This window comes from Lentzea sp., from assembly GCF_035525475.1.
GTDB lineage: Bacteria > Actinomycetota > Actinomycetes > Mycobacteriales > Pseudonocardiaceae > Lentzea.
Genome location: NZ_DATLEC010000177.1, coordinates 22,679 through 41,110, shown reverse-complemented (window position 1 = coordinate 41,110; position 18,432 = coordinate 22,679). Strand labels below are relative to the sequence as shown.

Annotated in this window: 19 protein-coding genes; 6 read left to right on the top strand and 13 right to left on the bottom strand. The window is 70.2% G+C overall.

The window, feature by feature from the left end:
* On the bottom strand, positions 1-651 hold a 651-nt coding region (locus tag VM306_RS28695; protein ID WP_325520670.1), incomplete at its 3' end, for an aminoglycoside phosphotransferase family protein.
* 19 nt (positions 652-670) lie between these two features.
* Here VM306_RS28695 and guaA point away from each other — a divergent pair.
* Positions 671-2,230, top strand: coding sequence for a glutamine-hydrolyzing GMP synthase (gene guaA / locus VM306_RS28690; protein WP_325520668.1), 1,560 nt, complete (start codon positions 671-673; stop codon positions 2,228-2,230).
* 43 nt (positions 2,231-2,273) lie between these two features.
* Here guaA and VM306_RS28685 read toward each other — a convergent pair whose 3' ends face one another.
* The gene (locus VM306_RS28685; protein WP_325520666.1) at positions 2,274-2,468 is read right to left on the bottom strand and encodes a hypothetical protein; all 195 of its coding nucleotides are present in this window, start codon (positions 2,466-2,468) and stop codon (positions 2,274-2,276) included.
* Positions 2,461-3,642, bottom strand: a complete 1,182-nt coding sequence (locus tag VM306_RS28680) for a PspC domain-containing protein (protein WP_325520664.1) — start codon at positions 3,640-3,642, stop codon at positions 2,461-2,463. The genes VM306_RS28685 and VM306_RS28680 overlap by 8 nt, the downstream gene beginning before the upstream one ends.
* A 132-nt stretch (positions 3,643-3,774) precedes the next feature.
* On the opposite strand from VM306_RS28680, the gene VM306_RS28675 reads away from it, so the two are divergent.
* The 3 genes from VM306_RS28675 to VM306_RS28665 are packed head-to-tail and all read left to right on the top strand — an operon-like array spanning position 3,775 to position 6,209.
* Entirely contained in the window at positions 3,775-4,956 is a 1,182-nt protein-coding gene (locus tag VM306_RS28675; protein ID WP_325520676.1) for a PspC domain-containing protein, read from the top strand.
* A complete protein-coding gene (locus tag VM306_RS28670) occupies positions 4,953-5,603 on the top strand; it encodes a response regulator (RefSeq protein WP_089949154.1) in 651 nt (216 codons plus the stop codon). Before VM306_RS28675 ends, VM306_RS28670 begins: the two co-directional genes overlap by 4 nt.
* Positions 5,604-5,618: 15 nt before the next feature.
* Positions 5,619-6,209, top strand: a complete 591-nt coding sequence (locus VM306_RS28665; protein ID WP_325520661.1) for a hypothetical protein — start codon at positions 5,619-5,621, stop codon at positions 6,207-6,209.
* Here the strand turns inward: VM306_RS28665 and VM306_RS28660 are convergent.
* The 3 genes from VM306_RS28660 to VM306_RS28650 form a co-directional block, all read right to left on the bottom strand.
* The gene (locus VM306_RS28660) at positions 6,193-7,479 is read right to left on the bottom strand and encodes a serine/threonine-protein kinase (RefSeq protein WP_325520659.1); all 1,287 of its coding nucleotides are present in this window, start codon (positions 7,477-7,479) and stop codon (positions 6,193-6,195) included. The two genes, VM306_RS28665 and VM306_RS28660, sit on opposite strands and share 17 nt — an antisense overlap.
* A gap of 231 nt (positions 7,480-7,710) precedes the next feature.
* Positions 7,711-8,130, bottom strand: a complete 420-nt coding sequence (locus VM306_RS28655; RefSeq protein WP_325520657.1) for an SsgA family sporulation/cell division regulator — start codon at positions 8,128-8,130, stop codon at positions 7,711-7,713.
* A 122-nt stretch (positions 8,131-8,252) separates the two neighbouring features.
* Positions 8,253-9,179, bottom strand: a complete 927-nt coding sequence (locus VM306_RS28650; protein ID WP_325520655.1) for a DMT family transporter — start codon at positions 9,177-9,179, stop codon at positions 8,253-8,255.
* An 81-nt stretch (positions 9,180-9,260) separates the two neighbouring features.
* Here VM306_RS28650 and VM306_RS28645 point away from each other — a divergent pair, with 81 nt between their 5' ends.
* The gene (locus VM306_RS28645; RefSeq protein ID WP_325520653.1) at positions 9,261-10,163 is read left to right on the top strand and encodes a LysR family transcriptional regulator; all 903 of its coding nucleotides are present in this window, start codon (positions 9,261-9,263) and stop codon (positions 10,161-10,163) included.
* A 13-nt stretch (positions 10,164-10,176) separates the two neighbouring features.
* On the opposite strand, the gene VM306_RS28640 is transcribed toward VM306_RS28645, so the two are convergent.
* From VM306_RS28640 to VM306_RS28615, 6 genes are all read right to left on the bottom strand, one after another.
* Positions 10,177-11,823, bottom strand: a complete 1,647-nt coding sequence (locus VM306_RS28640; protein WP_325520651.1) for a serine/threonine-protein kinase — start codon at positions 11,821-11,823, stop codon at positions 10,177-10,179.
* 118 nt (positions 11,824-11,941) lie between these two features.
* Entirely contained in the window at positions 11,942-13,288 is a 1,347-nt protein-coding gene (locus VM306_RS28635; RefSeq protein WP_325520649.1) for a serine/threonine-protein kinase, read from the bottom strand.
* Between the two features lie 147 nt (positions 13,289-13,435).
* Positions 13,436-14,293, bottom strand: coding sequence for a hypothetical protein (locus VM306_RS28630; RefSeq protein WP_325520647.1), 858 nt, complete (start codon positions 14,291-14,293; stop codon positions 13,436-13,438).
* A gap of 205 nt (positions 14,294-14,498) precedes the next feature.
* Positions 14,499-15,257: a hypothetical protein gene (locus VM306_RS28625; RefSeq protein ID WP_325520646.1), complete on the bottom strand. Its 759-nt coding sequence runs from the start codon at positions 15,255-15,257 to the stop codon at positions 14,499-14,501.
* 226 nt (positions 15,258-15,483) lie between these two features.
* Positions 15,484-16,347: a hypothetical protein gene (locus VM306_RS28620; protein WP_325520644.1), complete on the bottom strand. Its 864-nt coding sequence runs from the start codon at positions 16,345-16,347 to the stop codon at positions 15,484-15,486.
* A 104-nt stretch (positions 16,348-16,451) separates the two neighbouring features.
* Positions 16,452-16,778, bottom strand: a complete 327-nt coding sequence (locus VM306_RS28615) for a hypothetical protein (protein ID WP_325520642.1) — start codon at positions 16,776-16,778, stop codon at positions 16,452-16,454.
* A 70-nt stretch (positions 16,779-16,848) separates the two neighbouring features.
* Between VM306_RS28615 and VM306_RS28610 the strand changes: the two genes are divergently transcribed.
* The gene (locus tag VM306_RS28610) at positions 16,849-17,901 is read left to right on the top strand and encodes a histone deacetylase (RefSeq protein ID WP_325520674.1); all 1,053 of its coding nucleotides are present in this window, start codon (positions 16,849-16,851) and stop codon (positions 17,899-17,901) included.
* Positions 17,902-17,919: 18 nt separating this feature from the next.
* On the opposite strand, the gene VM306_RS28605 is transcribed toward VM306_RS28610, so the two are convergent.
* Positions 17,920-18,177, bottom strand: coding sequence for a chorismate mutase (locus tag VM306_RS28605; protein WP_325520640.1), 258 nt, complete (start codon positions 18,175-18,177; stop codon positions 17,920-17,922).
* Positions 18,178-18,432 lie beyond the last annotated feature (255 nt).

The following is an 18,432-nucleotide window of genomic DNA, read 5'->3' as shown; positions in this document are numbered from 1 at the left end:
CACCAAACCGACGAGTCCCACGTAGTAGTCGTCATGGCGTTCGGCGCGTTGCAGCACGAACGCCGGATGCTCACGGATAGTCCGGATCATGTCGTCCAGACGGGTGAGGACGTGATCGTCTTCGTAGGCGCACCCGTACGCCTCGCAGAACAGCCGGCTGCGGCGTTCGCGCTCGTCCGGCAGCGCCAGCACGAACTGGATGATCGCCCAGCTGACGTCCCACCAGCGCGGACCGGGATGCGCGCTGTCGAAGTCGAACACGCCCGTGGGGCGGCCATCGGCGAAGACCATGTTGTACGGCGCGAAATCGCCGTGCAGCACCACCTCGACCGGCTCCCTCGCGGCGTGCTGCCACCCGTCGCGCCGGTCGACGAGGTCGAGCGTCGCGTCGTGCAGCCTGCGCAGCAACAGCGCGGACTCGACCAGCGCGGCGTCATCCGATGGGGGCACGTGGCCAACGTCACCGGGCAGGTAGGTCAGCAGCTCGTGCTCGTCGTCGAGCCCGAGAGGCACCGGAGCGATCCCCAGCGGTGCCAAGTGCCGCAACAACTCATGCACCCGAGGCGCCCACGGCCCTGCCGGCCGCCGCACCGCGTCACCCACCCTGAACACCTGGTTCAGCCCGCCACCGGTCAGCAGTTCACCGTCCACGCATGAGATCCTTGACGGCGTGTCCGACACCAGCAACCGCCCTGTTCTCGTCGTCGACTTCGGTGCCCAGTACGCGCAGCTGATCGCCCGCCGCGTGCGCGAGGCCCAGGTCTACTCCGAGGTGGTCCCGCACACCGCGTCGGTGAACGAGATCCTCGACAAGAACCCGCTGGCCATCGTTCTGTCCGGTGGCCCGTCGAGCGTCTACGAGGAGGGCGCGCCGCAGGTCGACCCGAAGCTGTTCGAGACCGGCGTCCCGGTCTTCGGCATCTGCTACGGCTTCCAGGCGATGGCACGCGCACTCGGCGGATCAGTTGAACAGACCGGCACCCGCGAGTACGGCCGCACGGACCTGAGCGTGCCCACCGAGGGCGGCGCGCTGCACCAGGAGCTCCCCGCGAGCCACCCCGTGTGGATGAGCCACGGCGACGCCGTCACGAAGGCGCCGGAGGGCTTCACGGTCACCGCGACCAGCGAGGGCGCGCCGGTCGCCGCGTTCGAGGACAGGCAGCGCCGCTTCGCCGGCGTCCAGTACCACCCCGAGGTGCACCACTCGCCGCACGGCCAGGAGGTGCTGCGCCGGTTCCTGCACGACATCGCGGGCCTGCGCCCGCAGTGGACCACGTCGTCCATCGTGGACGAGCAGGTCACCAGGATCCGCGAGCAGATCGGTGACGGCAAGGCGATCTGCGGCCTGTCCGGCGGCGTCGACTCCGCCGTGGCCGCGGCCCTGGTCCAGCGCGCGATCGGCGACCGCCTCACGTGCGTCTTCGTCGACCACGGTCTGCTGCGCTCCGGCGAGCGCGCCCAGGTGGAGCGCGACTACGTGGCCGCGACGGGCATCCGCCTGGTCACCGTCGACGCCCGCGAGCGGTTCCTGAACGCCCTGGCCGGCGTCACGGACCCGGAGGAGAAGCGCAAGATCATCGGCCGCGAGTTCATCCGCGTGTTCGAGCAGGCGGAGCGCGACCTCAAGGCCGAGGGCGACTACAAGTTCCTGGTCCAGGGCACGCTCTACCCGGACGTCGTCGAGTCCGGCGGCGGCGCGGGCACCGCGAACATCAAGTCGCACCACAACGTCGGCGGCCTGCCGGACGACCTGCAGTTCGAACTGGTCGAGCCCCTGCGCGCCCTGTTCAAGGACGAGGTCCGCCGCGTCGGCACCGAGCTGGGCCTGCCGGAGACGATCGTGCAGCGCCAGCCGTTCCCCGGTCCTGGCCTCGGCATCCGCATCATCGGCGAGGTCACCCAGGACCGCCTCGACACGCTGCGCCAAGCCGACGCCATCGCCCGCGAGGAGCTGACCCTCGCGGGCCTCGACCGCCAGATCTGGCAGTGCCCGGTCGTGCTGCTCGCGGACGTCCGCAGCGTCGGCGTCCAGGGCGACGGCCGCACGTACGGGCACCCGATCGTGCTGCGCCCGGTGTCGTCCGAGGACGCGATGACCGCGGACTGGACCCGCCTGCCGTACGAGGTGCTGGAGCGGATCTCGACCCGCATCACCAACGAGGTGGCGGAGGTCAACCGCGTGGTGCTGGACGTGACGTCGAAGCCGCCGGGCACCATCGAGTGGGAGTAGGACGAAGGAGAGGCCCCCGGTTTCCCGGGGGCCTTCTCCACTCCTACGGCCTGCGTCGGAGCGAGTTCGTCAGCAGGACCACGCCGACCACGATGGCCGTTCCCCCGAGCGCCCACCGGAAGTCGAACCAGAACGTCCCCCCGCTCAGCACGTAGGCCGCCATCAGCCCGCCGCCGATCCCGAACACCAGGCCCAGCGGGTCGATCCTCCTGCGCATCACCGGCTGCTGGTCAGCCACGGAGCACCCTCACCTCTCCGACGTTCGTCAGAACGTCCAGGTCGATCTTCAAGCCGCCTTCGCCGTCGTCCCCGAGATCGGTGCCGTCGACCTGCACGCCACCGCCGTCGGCCTTCCTGTCGAGGCAGTCGAGCTCGCCGAGGGACTCGGCCTCGCACCGGAACGTCACGTCGGCGTCCTTCGGCACGTGCACGACCAGCTCGCCGAGGTCGGCCTCGAGCGCGGTCTTCACCGAACCGGAGTCCGGTAGCTCCCTCAGGTCGAGCTTCACGCTGCCGACTCCGAGCTCGTACCTGGTCTTGACGTCGGCCAGGGACTTCGGTGTCGCCTCGACGTTGCCGAGGTCCAAGGGGCCGTCGAAGCCGACCGACGTCAGGCCGAAGCCGGCGACCGACAGCGGGACCAGCAGCCAGATCAGGCCCCGGCCACCGCCGACGAACGACCCGACCAGCAGGCCCGCGGCCAGCACCGCGATCACCAGGCCGATGACGTGCGGCACGGTGAACCACGGCACCCACGCCCCGGCGATCGCGGAGGCGGCCACCACCAGCGTCGCCACTCCCAGGGTCACCGCGCCCACCCGCGGCTTGCGCGGACGAGGGGCCGGAGGCTGCGGCCTCGGCGCCGGTTCCGGGAGGTCCCACGCGAACGGAGCGGCACCCAGCGGGTCCCACGCGGGGGCGCCCGGCACCGGTGGCGTCACGGGTGTCACCGGCGCCTCGGGGAGCGTGGACGCGGGTGCCAGGTGCCCGCGGTTCTTCTGCAGCAGGTAGATGCAGGCCACCGAGGCGGCGATCGTCGCGATCACCTGGAACCCGCCGCTGCCGAACGTGAACGCGAGCGCCGGGAACATCAGGAAGCCCAGCAGCACCGTCTGCGCCTGGGATGTGGAGCTGCCCCCCTTGCCGAGCAACGACTCCAGCGGCGAGACCTCGTCGCCCTCCTCCGGCAGCAGCAGCCAGCCCGCGAGGTACATCGGCAGGCCGACTCCGCCGGACAGCGCGAGCGCGACGAACGCGATCCGCACGATCACCGGGTCGATCTGGTAGCGCAGGGCGATCCCGGTGGCGACGCCTCCGAGCTTGCGCCCTGCACGGGGCCGCACCGGACGGTGCGCCCAGAACTCTCTGAGCGTGTCCGCCACGCCCTGCATTGCCTTCTCAGTCCCGCTCACGGTCACAAGGTTGCGCTCTTGCGCCCGCAACCACATCAGGGACCAGCCCTGAACAACGGAACCGGGGTCATCCCTGATGAACAACTCGCCGCGACGTGTGACGATCAGGTGGTGAGTGCACGCATTGAGCCGATGCGCCGTCGACGCACCGGCCGGGTGGTCGCGGGCGTCGCGAGCGGACTGGCCGACCACCTCGGCGCACCCGTCTTCTGGGTGCGCGCGGTGTTCGCCGTGTTCGCCGCGTTCAGCGGGGTCGGGATCATCGCCTACGCGTTGCTCTGGATGTTCGTCCCGCAGTCCGCGGTGGCGGAACCGGAGACCGACAAGGACCGCAGGGAGTGGCAGCAGGCCATCGGCCTCGCCGCGCTCGGCCTGGGCGTCGCCGTGTTCACGGGACTGCTCGGGAACACGGCCAGCGGCTGGGTGACCGGCCCGATCGCCGTCGCACTCGTCGGCGCCGCGGTCGTGTGGCGCGAGGCGGACGAGGCGCAACGCCGTCGCTGGAAGGACGGGGCGCTCGGAGCGGGGAAGAAGACGGGCGTGGTGCGGACGGCGTCGGGGGCGGCACTGGTCGCGGCGGGGGTTGCCGCGTTCCTGGTGTCGAACGACTCCATCCAGAACCTGCCGAGCGTCGCGCTGGCCGTCCTGGCGACGCTGATCGGTGTCGCGGTGCTGACCGTGCCGCTGTGGATGCGGCTGGTGCGCGACCTGGACGCCGAACGCCGTGCGCGCATCCGCACCGACGAACGCGCCGAGATCGCGGCCCACCTGCACGACTCCGTGCTGCAAACGCTTGCCCTCATCCAGAAGCAGTCCGAGTCGCCGCGCGAGGTCAAGCGCCTGGCCCGCAGCCAGGAACGCGAGCTGCGCGGCTGGCTCTACGGCCGCGAGATGGGCGAGGTGGGGGAGCAGCCCGCGACCATGAGCGTCGCCATCGCGCGGACCTGCGCGGAGGTGGAGGACGACTTCGCCATCGCCGTGTCCCAGGTCGTGGTCGGGGACTGCGAGCTGGAGGACGGCATGTTCGCGTTGGTCCAGGCGTCGAAGGAGGCGATGGTCAACGCCGCCAAGCACGCCGGCGTCGGCGAGGTCAGCGTCTACGCCGAGATCGAGCCGGACAAGGTGACCGTCTTCGTGCGCGACAGGGGCAAGGGGTTCGACCCCGAGACGGTGCCGGAGGACCGGCATGGCCTCGCGGGCAGCATCCGGGGGAGGATGGACCGGCACGGCGGGCAGGTGCGACTGCGCACCGCACCCGGAGAGGGAACCGAGGTGCAGCTCGAGATGCCGAGGAAGACGGAGGCCAGGACGTGAGCGTGAGAGTGTTCCTGGTGGACGACCACGCGTTGTTCCGCGCGGGAGTGCGTGCGGAGCTCGACACCATCACCGACGAGGTGGAAGTGGTCGGAGAGGCGGGCAGCGTCGGCGAGGCGGTGGCGGGGATCGCCCACCACAGGCCGGACGTGGTGCTGCTGGACGTCCACATGCCCGACGGCGGCGGAGCCGAGGTGCTGCGGCAGATCCGCACGAAGATCCCGGAGGTCACGTTCCTCGCCCTGTCGGTCTCCGACGCGGCCGAGGACGTCATCAACGTGATCCGCGCGGGTGCCCGCGGCTACGTGACCAAGACGATCTCCAGCCAGGAGCTGGTCAGGGCGGTCGTGCGGGTGTCGGAGGGCGACGCGGTGTTCTCGCCGCGTCTCGCGGGGTTCGTGCTCGACGCGTTCGCCGACCGGCCGGGTGCCGCGCCGATCAGCGATCCCGAGCTCGACCTGCTGACGCCGCGCGAACGCGACGTGCTGCGGTTGCTGGCGCGTGGCTACGCTTACAAGGAGATCGCGTCCGAGCTGTTCATCAGCGTCAAGACGGTGGAGACGCACGTGTCGAGCGTCCTGCGGAAGACCCAGCTCTCCAACCGGTACGAGCTCTCCCGCTGGGCGACGGATCGCAGACTGGTCTGAGAGGTCTCCGGGGGATTGATCAAGAAGATCGCCCGCGGCGCCACCGAGGTGCTGGCGCCGTGGGTCTGGGTGGTTCTGCTGCCGTTCGCCGTGGCAGCAGCGACGGAAAGCGACTGGAAGACGGTGCTGTGGGGGTTCGTCGTCGCTCTGACGGCGTCCGTCATCCCCATGGCCGTCATCGTGCGCGGCGCGCGCAAGGGCAAGTGGGACGGCCACCACGTCACGAACCGCGAAGGCAGGCTCGTCCCGCTGGTCACGGCGGGCGCCTCGCTGGCGGCCGGCACGGTGATCATGGTGCTGGGCGGCGCGCCGGGGAGCATGCTCGCGCTGGCGGGCAGCATGTTCGCCTCGCTGATCGTGAGCATGGCGATCACGTTCGGCCTGAAGTGGAAGATCTCGCTGCACGCCGCGGTCGCGTGGGCCGCCGTGGTGACGCTGGCAATCGTCTACGGGCCGTGGTGGCTGCTGCTCGCGTTGCCCTCGGCGCTGGTGGCGTGGTCACGGGTCGAGCTGGGTGACCACACGACCGCGCAGGTGCTGGCGGGCTCGGCGATGGGCGTGGTCGTGGGCGGCGGCAGCTTCTGGCTGCTCACGCTATCTCTTTGATCCCCGAGATCTTCATCTCGTTGTTGACCGCGGCGACCGACACCTCGACGGTGATGTCGCGCTGCTGGCCGATGTCCGTGACGAGGACGAGGTTCACGGTGACGACCCAGTCGGGGCCGTTCGAACGGACGGGGACGGTCGAGAGGGTGCACCGGACCGAGCTGTAGCCCTTCCACCGGTTCACGAAGTCGGCCTTCGGCTCCCGCACGTTCGGCCGGAAGTCCGCCCAGGCCACCTCGATGTCGCTCGGCAGCCTGTTGTAGTGCTCCTCGACGAACGAGATGGCTTCCGCGGCCGTGAAGTAGCGGGTCTTCACCCGGGTGGGGAAGGTGGCCTCGTTGGCAGGGGTGCCCAGGTCGCCGGTGCCGCCCCAGTACGCGGCCGCCGCGCCACCCCCGATGCCGAGCACCGCGATGACCCCGAGGATCACCAGGATCCGGCGGTTCGGCGGCTTGAGCCTGCGCGGCGCGGGGATCTGCAGCGGTTGCGACGGCTGCGGCTCGTCGGCCAGCAGCTCGGCGGCCTCCTGCGCGCTGGGCCGGTCCTTCGGGTCGTTCGACAGCAGGCGCATGAGCAACGGCGTGAGCTCGCCCGCGTTCTTGGGATCGCGCAGCTGACCGCTCGCGGCCCGGTAGATGAGGCCGAAGCTGTTGTCGCTGGGCCCGAAGACCGACTCGCCCTCGATGGCCGTGTAGATCGTGGCGCCGAGCGAGAACACGTCGGACGCCTCGTCCGGCTGCTCCCCGCGCGCCACCTCGGGCGCGAGGTACGCGGGAGTGCCCGAGATCATCCCGGTGTCGGTCATCGTCCCGTCGCCGGTGGCCTTGGAGATGCCGAAGTCGGTGATCTTGACCGTGCCGTCGTCGCCGATCAGGACGTTGCCGGGCTTGATGTCGCGGTGGACCAGCCCCGCGTTGTGCGCCGCGGCCAGCGCCGAGGCGACCTTGGCGCCGATGCTCGCCGCCTGCGCCGGCTTGAGGGGGCCCCTCTGGGAGATGAGCGCCGAGAGGCTGAGGGATGGCAGGTACTCCATGACGATCCACGGCTCTTCGTCGTCGCTGCCCACGACGTCGAACACCGCGATCGCGTGCGGGTGGTGCAGCCTCGCCGCGTTGCGCGCCTCCCGCATCGCGCGCTGGTGGTCGCCGGTGACGAGCTGCTTGACCGCGACCTCGCGCGCCAGCACCTCGTCGCGTGCTCGCCAGACCACCCCCATCGCCCCGCTGCCGATCCGCTCGAGCAGCGTGTAGCGGTCCCCGATGGTCGTCACCCCACGAGACTAATCAATCGCGCAGACGTACATCGGAGGTTCCCCGCTCACGGGGGGTGCGGATCGCGCCGAGCCGGTCCGCCGGTGGGGACTCGCATCCGGAACTCGCCCGGCTGTGGGGACGTGTCGTCGTCGCTGCCCACGACGGCCGACACCGTGATCGCAGGTGGTTTCCGGTGACGAGCTGCCATCGCACCTCGCCCCGCGCCCGTCAGACCACCTGAGCGCGCCCTAGTCGATCGTCGACACCAGCTTCTGCAGCTCGCGGTCGAAGTCGATCCACAGGTCCTCCTCGCCCGGCTGCACGACGTCGTACGAGCTGTCCAGGAACGCCGCCACGTCCTCGGCGAGCGCGCTGAGGATGGCGAACCCGGTCGGGGCGTTCAGCTCCACCAGCACGCGCTCGGGGTCGTCGGACGCGGGACGGACCAGGATGTCGCCCTCACCGGACGGCGTCAGCAGCCCGTCGGACAGCAGGTCGCGGGCGAACATCCACTCGACGCGGCCGGAGCCCGTGAAGAAGACGACGGCGACCGCGTACGGGTCCTCCGGGTCGTAGACGAGCTCGGCCTCGACCGGAGCGGGCGCGGCCCCCGGGGCCAGCAGGTGGAAGGTCGTCCGGGTGGTCACCTTCAGGTTTTCCGTGTTCATGTCGATGTCCTTCTGAGGTTGGTCTCCATGTCCTCTCAACAAAGAGAAGACGGCCAACCAGCCCCACAAGGACGCGATTCGGGTCGGAACCATCCTTCTGGGGGAGACGTGCGTCTCACCCTTCAGCGTTTGACCAGGTCGCGTGTCTCGTTTGGTGAGACGTCCTGACCTGCCGCTACGGGCTTGCGCCGGGTCAGCGCGACGCCCACCAGCACCACCAGCATGCCGACGACGACCCTCGCGTTCAGTTGCTCCCCGAGGAAGATCGCTCCGAGGAGTACCGAGACCACGGGCAAGAGGTAACCGACAGTAGTCGCCGTGGTGGCGCCCTCGTCCGCGATGACGCGGTAGTTGAGGATGAACGCGGCGCCGGTTCCGAAGACGCCGAGGACCGTGACGGCGATGATGCCGATCCAGTGCAGGTGCAGCGGCTGCAACCCGCCGAACGGCAGTGCCAGCACCAGCATCCCCATCGCGGTGGTCAGCTGCAGGGCGGCGAGCTGCGTCGAGGTCGCACCGGTGTTGACCAGGTAGCGGCCGGCGTAGGAGTAGCCGATGGCGTAGCTCGCGGCGCCGATGAGGCACAGCACGGCGCCCCAGCTCGCGATGCTGTTGGCGGCCTGCCACGGCGCGAAGATCAGCAGCACGCCCCCGAAGCCGAGCGCGAGACCGGCCATGCGGGCCAGGTTGCTGATCCTCTCCGTGCCGAGCAGCAGGCCGATGGCCAGCGCGAACAGCGGCGTCGTGGAGTTGAGCACCCCGGACACGCCCGAGTCGACGGTCTGGCCGCCGAACGCGAAGAGCGTGAACGGGATCGCGCTGCCGAACAGCGCGACGAACGTCATGTGGCCCCAGATCCGGCGGTCGCGGGGCAGCGTCATCTTCGCCAGTGCGAGCACGACGAACAGCACGAGCGCCCCGAAGAACGTCCGCACGAGCGAGATCTGCAGGGGAGCGAGGCTCCCGAGCGCGAGCTTCATCCAGAGGAAGCTGGATCCCCACAGCAGGGCGAGGACGCCCATCCTGATCAACGTTCCGCGTTGGTTCACAGGTCCACCATGCGCCCGGCGACACCTGAAAACAATTTAATTGTTGTGCAGAACCTTTAAGCGCAGCTGTAAGGTCGAAGCATGCTGGACGTGCGACGCATGCAGGTGCTCAGGGCCGTCGTGAGCACAGGATCCATCACCGCGGCCGCGACGAACCTCGGCTACACGCCGTCGGCGGTGTCGCAGCAGGTCGCGGGCCTGGAGAAGCAGGCGGGACTGCCGCTGCTGGAACGCGTCGGCAGGGGCATCAGGCCCACCGCCGCCGGCCGCCTGCTCACCGAGCACGCCGGCCGTCTCGCCGAGCAGCTGGCGGAGGCCGAGAGCGCCCTGACGGCGTTGCGCAACGGCTGCGCGGGCACCCTGCGCGTCCGCTACTTCGCCACGGCCGGAGCGGCCCTCGTGCCGCCCGCGGTGGCGACCTTCAAGGCGGAGCGCTCGGGTGTCGAGCTCGACCTGAAGCTGACCGAGCCCAACGACCCCTTCGAGGAGCTCATCGCGGGCCGCGCGGACGTCGCGATCACCGTCCTGCTGCCCGACGGCCCGGCCCCCGAGGGCGTGGTCGCGCGGCACCTGCTCGCCGACCCGTTCTACGCCGTGCTCCCGCGCGGCCACGCGCTGGCCCGCAAGCGCGTCCTCGACCTGGGCGAGCTGGCCGACGAGCCGTGGATCAACGCGGACTGGGGCGCCAACGGACCGTGCGCGGACCTCGTGAAGAACGCGTGCGCCGGTGCCGGGTTCTCGCCGAAGGTCGCCGTGGAAAGCGACGACTACGCGACCGCGCAGGGATTCGTGGCCGTCGGACTCGGCGTCACCATCATTCCCCGCCTCGGGCTGGGATATGCGCATCCCGGCGTCGTTCTGCGCAAGCTGCGCAATCCCGAACCGGTGCGGAACATCCACGTCGTGTACCGCGAGGACGCTTCGTGGAATCCCGCCGTGCTCTCACTGGTGGAAGCACTGGAAAAGGCCGCGCGGGCCAGCTGACCCGCGCGGACGTTCAGTAGCCCTGGGCCGGTCCGAGCGACTTGTCGCTGCTCAGCAGGAGGTTGGGGCTGGCCCACTGGAACGAGATGCCGCGTCGTTCCGTGGTCTTGCCGCCGCCCTTCTTGGTGTACTCGACGTCGACTTCCCAGTAGAAGCCCGAGACTTCCGTCGCCTTCAGGATCTTGGCTTCCTTGATCCCGCCCCAGAAGCTGTCGAATGCGCTCTGGCCACCGGGATAACTGCCCTGGAAGTTCCCGTTGCCCATCTTCCACGCCTCGTCGGGCGCGCCGGGAGCGGTGTTGAAGTAGTCCTTCAGGTAGTTCTCCATGTCGGACGGCTGCGGCTGGGTCGTCCACTGACCGGCCTTGCCCGCCGACTTGGGCGGCGTCGACTGCTTGGTGTTGCCGCCGCCCTGCGTCGGCTGGACCGACGTGTTCGGGCCCGCGTTGTTGGTCGGGTCCTCGTCGCCACCGCTCGAGATCATGCTCGCGAACATGATGCCGATCACCGCCGCCGCCACGATGGCGAGCGCGGTGTAGACGGTCGACTTCTTGCTCTTCACCGACGACGCGAGGGAAGAGGCGGGCTTCGGGCGCTGCGAGTACTGGGGCGCCGCGGCGGGCCGGCGGTTCGGCGGCGCCTGCTGGTGCTGCGCCGGCACGGTGCGCGGAGGAGGCGTGTGCATGTCCACGCGCGTCGCGTTGGGCGGCGGTGGGGTCTGCTGGGGCGGCAGGGCCCTCGTGGCGGCCTGCGACTGCGGCTGGGACTGCACCGGGGCACCGCGCCACGACGGCGGGTGCGACGGCGCGACCACGGCCGGGGTGAAGGCAGGGGCGGCCTGGCCGTTCGCGACCGCGGCGAGCGCGTCGCGGGCCTCGGCCATCGTCGGGCGGTCTTCCGGCTCCGCGCGCAGCAGGCGCATCAGCAGCGCGGTCAGCGGGCCGGCGTTGCGCGGCGGGTTGACCTTGCCGGACGCGACCTTGTGCAGCAGCGCGATGGTGTTCTCGCTCAGGCCGAACGGCGGCTCGCCCTCGATCGCCGCGTACAGCGTGGAGCCGAGGGAGAACACGTCGGACGGTGAGCCGGGGTCGTAGCCCTTGGCCACCTCGGGTGCGAGGTAGGCGGGGGTGCCGGCGAGCATGCCCGTCGCGGTGACCGTGACGTCACCGGTCGCGCGGGAGATGCCGAAGTCGGTGATCTTCACCGTGCCGTCGTCGCCCAGCAGGATGTTCCCCGGCTTGATGTCGCGGTGCACGATGCCCGCGTTGTGGGCCGCGGCCAGAGCCGAGGCGACCTGCATGCCGATCGACGCCACGTCGCGCGGCGGCAGCGTGCCCCGTTCGGACAGCACCCCCGAGAGGCTCTTGGACGGCAGGTACTCCATCACGAGCCACGGCTGGCCGTCGTCCTCCGCCACGTCGTAGACGGCCACGGCGTGCGGGTGCTGCAGACGCGCGGCGATGCGGCCCTCGCGCATGGCGCGCCGCTTCGCCTCGTCGGTGTCGGCTTCGGCGAGTCCGGGCTGCAGGAGGAGCTGCTTGACCGCGACTGTGCGGTGCAGGCGTTCGTCGTGCGCTGTCCAGACGACGCCCATGGCGCCACTGCCGATTCTCTGGCTCAATCGGTAGCGACCAGCGACCAATCGGCCATCGTCGGTCACAGTTGCTCCCCGCTGTGCGGTCACTTGCTCTCTGTTCAACGGCTCATCACACCTATGGGTTCAGATCACCCAACAGTGCGGGTACCCACCTTACGAGATTTCCACGGCGTAACGACGCTTAGCCCGCCGGAGGCGGCGGTGCGCTCGAACTCACCGGCGGCCTTGTCGTGGTCGTCGTGGTGGTCGTCGTCGTTGTCGTGGTGGTCGTGGTCGTCGTCGTAGTGGTGGTAGTGGTCGTGGTCGGCTTCTGAGCAGACGTCGTTTCCTGCGTGGTGGTTGCCTCGGCCTTGGTGGTGGTCACCTCGGGCTGCGAGGCCTCGGTGGTCGTGGGCGCCACCGTCGAAGAAGAACTGGCGGGCGGAGCAGACGGCGTCTTCTGGTCCTTGGTGAACACACCCAGCGCCACCATCAGACCACCGATGACCAGCAACAGCGCCAGAACGACCGCGGCGATCATCAACGGTTTGTTGTCCTGCTGCTGCCTGCCTGCGGGCATCATCGGGGGTGCCGTGCGCGGCGGCGAAGTGCGTACCGCCGCCGCTACCGGACGCACCACGCGGGTCCGCTCGGGCTCCACGAACGTAGTCGGGTCGGGTCCGGCGGGAACGGCCAGGCCGCTGAACGACGGCGAACGGCCGTGTGCGACGGCGTTGAGCACCTCGCGCGCCTGGGCCATGGTCGGCCTGTCGTCCGGCTCGAAGTTGAGCAGGTACAGCAGCGTGTCGGCGAGCGGGTGCTCGATGGTCGGCGGGTTGATCCGCCCGGCCGCGACGGCGTGCAGAACACCGAGAGTGTTCTCGCTCACTCCGTAGGGCGGCTCGCCCTCCATCGCGGCGAACAACGTCGAGCCGAGCGAGTAGACGTCCGAGGCCGGCGTCGGGTCCTGGCCGCGCGCGATCTCCGGCGCGAGGTACGCGGGCGTGCCGGCGATCAGGCCGGTCTTGGTGACCGTGATGTCGTCGGAGGCCCGCGAGATGCCGAAGTCGGTGATCTTGACGATGCCGTTGTCGCCGATCAGCACGTTGCCGGGCTTCACGTCGCGGTGCACGATCCCCGCCGTGTGCGCCGCGGCCAGCGCAGCCGCGCACTGGGCACCGATGTGGGCGACTTCGACCGGGTCCATCGGCCCGCCCTCGGCCAGCGCGTCGGCGAGGCTGTAGGACGGCAGGTACTCCATGACCAGGCACGGCACGCCGTCTTCCTCGACGACGTCGTACACGGCGATGGCGTTGGGGTGGTGCAGCTTGGCGGCGATGCGGCCCTCGCGCATGGCGCGCTGGATGGCCTCGTCCTGCTCGGCCTCGTCGAGACCGGGGGCCAGCAGCAACTGCTTGATCGCGACCTCACGGCCGAGGCGCTCGTCGTGGGCGCGCCAGACGATGCCCATCGCGCCGGAGCCGATGCGGTCGAGGAAGCGGTAGCGGTCCGCGATCAGGCGGCCGTCCGAGGTGTCGGACGTCGTCACAGGACCACCTCGGCCTCACACGACAGCGTGACTGCGGCTTCGGCAGCAGGTCCCACGCTCGTGCTCCTCGTGCGGTAGTCGGCGGTCGTCCGGAATCGCCCGCACAGGGTACCTGTCGAGGGCCGCCGCTGAGCTACCCGTCGTACGTCAGTTCGCCGGGGTGAAGAAGTCGAAGCCGCCGACGACGTCGCCCACGGTGTTGAGGACCGGGTCGAGCAGGCCGAGGTCCACGCTCACGTCGACCGGGTTGGACGGCGTGGGGAGCGGGTTCGAGGCGGGCGGGGTGCTGCTCGGCGGGGTGGCCGAGCTCGACGGCGTCGTCGAGGTCGGCGGAGCGGGAGTCTGGCTCGACGGCGGCGTGCTCGGCTGGCTGGTCTCCGTCGACGGGGTCGGCGTGCTCGCGACCGGCGGCGTCTCGGAGGTCGGCTGCTGAGTGGGCTGCTGCGTCTGCTTCTGCTGCGCCGGGCGCTGCGGCTGCTGGGTCTGGACGTACGGGGCGACGCGCGTGGTCGGGCTCGCCGACGTCTCGGTCTCCTGCGTCTCGGTCGCGTCGGCCTGCTGCGTCTTGTTCGACGGCAGCTTCACGACACCGCCTTCGGTGCCGGCGCTCGCGCCACGGGCCTGGGCGCGCTCGTCGAACCGGACCTCGGCGAGCGGGCGCTCGTCCGGCGAGGACAGCAGCGAGGAGGCGGCGAACGCCATGGAACCGCAGAGGACGACGCCACCGCTGGCGGCGACGGCGAGCTTGCCGACGGTGAACCCGCCGCGCTGCGTGTCGTCGGCGCGGCCTTCCCTGCGCAGCAGCTCGGTGATGTGCAGCTCCCGCATGGGCTGCTTCTTGGGCTTGCTGCCCGGCGCCTTGACCGACTTGAACTTGACGGTCGGTTCGAACGCTTCAGGAGTGATGTCGTCGGTGATCACCGGGAACTCCACGGTCTCCGCCTCGCGGCGGGCGATCAGCTCGGCGACCGACAGCTGTCCGGTCGACTCGGCCGACCCGCTCAACCGCCGACGATGGTCCTCAATCGACACCGCTCGTTCACCCTTCCAAGTTCGCGTATGCGTACTGGCGGAGATATGGATACCGAATCGTGACCCGAGATGTAACCCCTATGGGGGAATTTTCACGGCCCGGACCCGGTTTTCGCGACGAGCGGTCACCGTTCGACTGCGAACGGCGAATCCATTGGTCGCAGTCTGACAGCCGGACCTAACTCCGCTGCGCCGAAAGGACTTCGGTGCCGACGATCCGCGGCTGGGTCGTGTCGGTGAGCCAGAAGAGCTGTTCGAGGCGCAGCCAGCTCCCGTTGAGCTCCTGCATCGAGACCACCGCGAGCACCGAGCCGTCCGGACGGACCGACGTCTGGTCGACGTTCACCGTTCTGATCATTCCCCAGGCTTCCACGAACTCATTCGGGTTCGCGCCGACGAGGTCCGGTGACAGCAGCTTGGCCGCCGATTTGGGCTTGGTCGTGAGCAGCTCGTAGAACCGCTTGACCACGTCGACCTGCGGCTGGGGGCCGACCGAGACCTCCGGCGTGCTCGGCTCCGGGGTCTGGAGCAGCAGCGCGGACGGCTGGGGCATCGGGGCAGCGGCGGCGGTCCGCGGCAGGGGTGGCCGCTCGTCCGGCAGCTGCGCGGACAGGACGTCCGGGCGCAGCGCGCTCGAGCCGGACAGCGCGATGGGACGCTCGAAGTACGGGATGCCGGAGCCGGCGGGCCGCTGGCTCGCGAGGACCGCCGCGCCCGTGATGGACCCGGTCAGCACGACCGCGCCGGTCAGCAGCCCCAGGGCCTTGGCGACGCGGGTCTGCTTCGCGCGGCGGCGGCGGCCGGGGACGACCGGGATGACGGCCGTCGTGGCCGTCATGTTCCCGGTCGGACCGAGCAGCGATGTGACGAGGGCGTCGGTCGCGGCCTCCTCGTGCGACGGGATGCGCACCGGCTGCTGTTTGATCAGCTCAGCCACGCTGATCGACCCGGAACGGGTGTGCCGTCGGCCGGTCGTCGCGGGACGCTGCACTGGTCTCGCCCTCCGTACTGTCCGTGGTCACCTGAAGACGTACCGTGGCCTCACGTGCGAACGCCAGTCCTTGACCGGACTTCATTCGTTCGTGGCGTTCGGCGGTGCTCTGGAATCGCTCAAAGGTGCTCACTACTACGTTCGGTAGGCCGCACCGCGACCTTGAGCGGCTTCACCCGCCGATCTTCAACCGTTCACCGTTGATCAGCGGGAGGTTGCCGGGCGTGAAGTTGAGCTCGCGCTTCTCCGTGCTGACCGAGCCGTCCTTCCTCGTCACCCGCAGCAGGCTGACGGTGAGGCCCCTGCTCGGGTCGACGGCGATCTCCTTCACCTCGATCAGCAAGATGTCCTCGAGCCTGCCCTCCAGCAACGTGCCCGCGTTCGAGCGCACGGTGTCCGTGGTGAGGGCGAGCGCGGTGTCGGCGTTCGTCGCCATCCCGCGGTAGAAGTCCTCGGTCCGCCGGGCGATCTGGGTGCCGTCGACTACCGGCGCCTGCGTGACCGGGACCGTCGTGATGACGGGCGGCGCGGTGCCGGGCGGCAGCGCGCTCGTGGCGGACGCCCTGCCGCTGGTGCCGGGAGCCCTGCTGGGACCCGTGCCCGGCATGGGGGCGCTCCGGCCGGTGCCCGCGGCCGACGAGCGCGTGCCGGTGGCCGACGGGGTGGTGCCGCCCGTGGGCAGCGGGGAGATCAGCGGCACGTCGGACGGGTAGCCGGGCAGGCCGACCTGCTCCACGTCACCACCGCCGCCGACCAGCTTGGCCGCGGCGATGCTCAGGCCGACCAGCACGAGCACCGAGGAGACGACGGCGAACCAGGCCGCGCGCTTCCAGGTGCGCGGCGGCGTGACCGACGCGGGCACCATGCCGATGTTGAACTTCCGCAGCCCGTCGGTGTCCTGCAGCGGGTCGGGCTCGTGGCCGCGGGGGTGCGGGATGCGGTCGCCCCCGACGACGGGTCGCGCGTGCGGCTGCTGTGCAGGTGACCGCGCGACGCCGGCGACGGCGAGTCGATGTTTGCCCGGTAGTTCGTCCATTCCCGACACCCCTCTGCGACGCGACCAGAGTAGGGCCGTCCGGAGGTACCCAACTCACCAAACGGGGGTGTTCGGGACGAGTGGCGCTCGATCGTGTGGATTTGTCAGCGGGGCGGGAGTTGCGCTTGACCGCTGTTCAGCTGCTTGCGCGTCTTCTGCACGCCGTTGATGGCGACCAGACCGCTGCCACCGGCGATCAGCGCGCCGATCACGTCGGCGGGCAGGTTGTCGCCGCCCGTGATCAGCAGACCGATCGCGGCACCGGCCGTCGTGATGATCGCGGTCTTCCAGCGGTTGCGGACGAACTGCGAGACGGGCGCTCCGGAGAGGCCCTTCTTGTTCGCGGCCGAACCGAGCAAGCCCAGGTATGCGTCGTGCGCCAAGGCGGCGAGCAGGCCGGCGATGGCGATCAGTGCGGCGATGAGGCCCATGCCTCCAGTGTGCCCCCGGATTTTTTCGGTGGACCATCCGTGATCGCCCTGATATCCGATTCGGGTGGACATGTTCTGGCACGACGACTGCCTCGAGCACGACGCCGGCGAGGGCCTGTGGGAGCTGCCGGGCTCGTGGCCGTGGCTCGACGTGGCCGAACCGCACCCGGAGAGCGCCGCGCGGCTGCGCACCTTCCGGCACGCGCTGACGAACGGTCCGGTCGCCTCACACCTCACGTGGCACGAGGGACGGCATGCGTCCGTTGACGAGCTTCTGCTCGTGCACACGGCGGGGTACCTCGACTCGTTGCGCGTCTCGGAGCGTGTGGCGCTGGAGGTGAACACGGTCGTGGGGCCGGAGACGTGGCGTGCGGTGAGCGCGGCTGCGGGGACGGCGTTGGCGGCGCTGGAGTCCGATGCACCGCTCGCGTACGCGCTCGTGCGGCCTCCCGGCCACCACGCCCAGCCGGACATGGCCGACGGCTACTGCTTCGTGAACAACGCCGCGCTGGTGGCGGAAACCGCGCGGCGTCAGGGGAAGCGGGTCGCCGTGCTGGATTGGGACGTGCACCACGGCAACGGCACGCAGGAGGTGTTCTACGACCGCCCGGACGTGCTGACGATCTCGGTGCACATGCGGCACGGCGCGTGGGGCACGAACCACCCGCAGACGGGCGCACCGTCGGAGGTGGGCGCCAACGGGCGGAACGTGAACATCGAGCTGTCTCTCGGCGCGGGCGACACGGCGTATCTGCGCGCGCTCGACGAGATCGCGTTCCCCCTGCTGCGCGACTTCGCACCGGACCTGCTGGTGTGCGCCTCGGGGTTCGACGGGTCGGCGTTCGACCCCAACGGCCGTCACAACCTCACGGCGAACGGCTACCGCGAGATCGGACGGCGGGTGGCGTCGTCCGGGACGCGCGTGGTGCTCACCCAGGAGGGCGGTTACCTGCGCGGATATTCGGCGTTGTGCCTGCACGCGCTGGCAGAGGGCCTGCTGCGGCTGCCGGAACCGTTGCTCGACGACCCGCTCGCCTACGTGCCGGACGACGCCCAGCTCGTCGACGCGGACCTCGAGCGCGTCGTCCGGGCCCTGCGGCCTTTTTGGCCCGGCGTACTGTGACGCCGGGCCGGGCTCTTCCTACCTGCCGAGCGGGCCGCGGCCCATCTTGAGCAAAACCATGGCGAGGTCCTTGCCCTCCGGGCCGAGCGGCCGGTAGCGGTTGAGGACGTCGATCTCGCGGTTGTGCACGATCTTCGTGCCGCCGGCGGCCATGCGCGCGGCGCCGATGACCTTGGAGACCTCGACGCGGCGTTGCACGAGGCGCAGTATCTCCGCGTCCAGGTGGTCGATCTCCTGGCGCAGCTCGTTGATGTCCGGCTCGGTGGTGATGTCCATCAGGGATGACCTCTCGACTCTGCGAGTCCTGGCCCGGAAGCAGCGAAGCCCCGGGGTCCGAGGACTCCGGGGCTTCGTGGTGGCTTCGTCAGCGCTGGACGACCACGGGAGCCGGAGTCCGGGTCCCGTAGAAAAACTCGAAGAACGTCGCGCGCATGGATTCAGTGTTGCACAGAACCTCCCGGGCCCGCCAAGTCCGCGCGGCGAGCGGACTCACCAGGTGGGACGTGCGGGTCGCAAGTTCCTGCTTCTGCT

What these genes read in the sequence shown, in the direction of transcription:
- VM306_RS28605 (WP_325520640.1), bottom strand. Translation starts at nt 18,177, where the DNA reads ATGGACATCACCACCGAGCCGGACATCAACGAGCTGCGCCAGGAGATC.
- VM306_RS28645 (WP_325520653.1), top strand. Translation starts at nt 9,261, where the DNA reads ATGCTGGACGTGCGACGCATGCAGGTGCTCAGGGCCGTCGTGAGCACA.
- VM306_RS28620 (WP_325520644.1), bottom strand. Translation starts at nt 16,347, where the DNA reads ATGGACGAACTACCGGGCAAACATCGACTCGCCGTCGCCGGCGTCGCG.
- VM306_RS28675 (WP_325520676.1), top strand. Translation starts at nt 3,775, where the DNA reads ATGCGCCGTCGACGCACCGGCCGGGTGGTCGCGGGCGTCGCGAGCGGA.
- VM306_RS28655 (WP_325520657.1), bottom strand. Translation starts at nt 8,130, where the DNA reads ATGAACACGGAAAACCTGAAGGTGACCACCCGGACGACCTTCCACCTG.
- VM306_RS28610 (WP_325520674.1), top strand. Translation starts at nt 16,849, where the DNA reads ATGTTCTGGCACGACGACTGCCTCGAGCACGACGCCGGCGAGGGCCTG.
- VM306_RS28615 (WP_325520642.1), bottom strand. Translation starts at nt 16,778, where the DNA reads ATGGGCCTCATCGCCGCACTGATCGCCATCGCCGGCCTGCTCGCCGCC.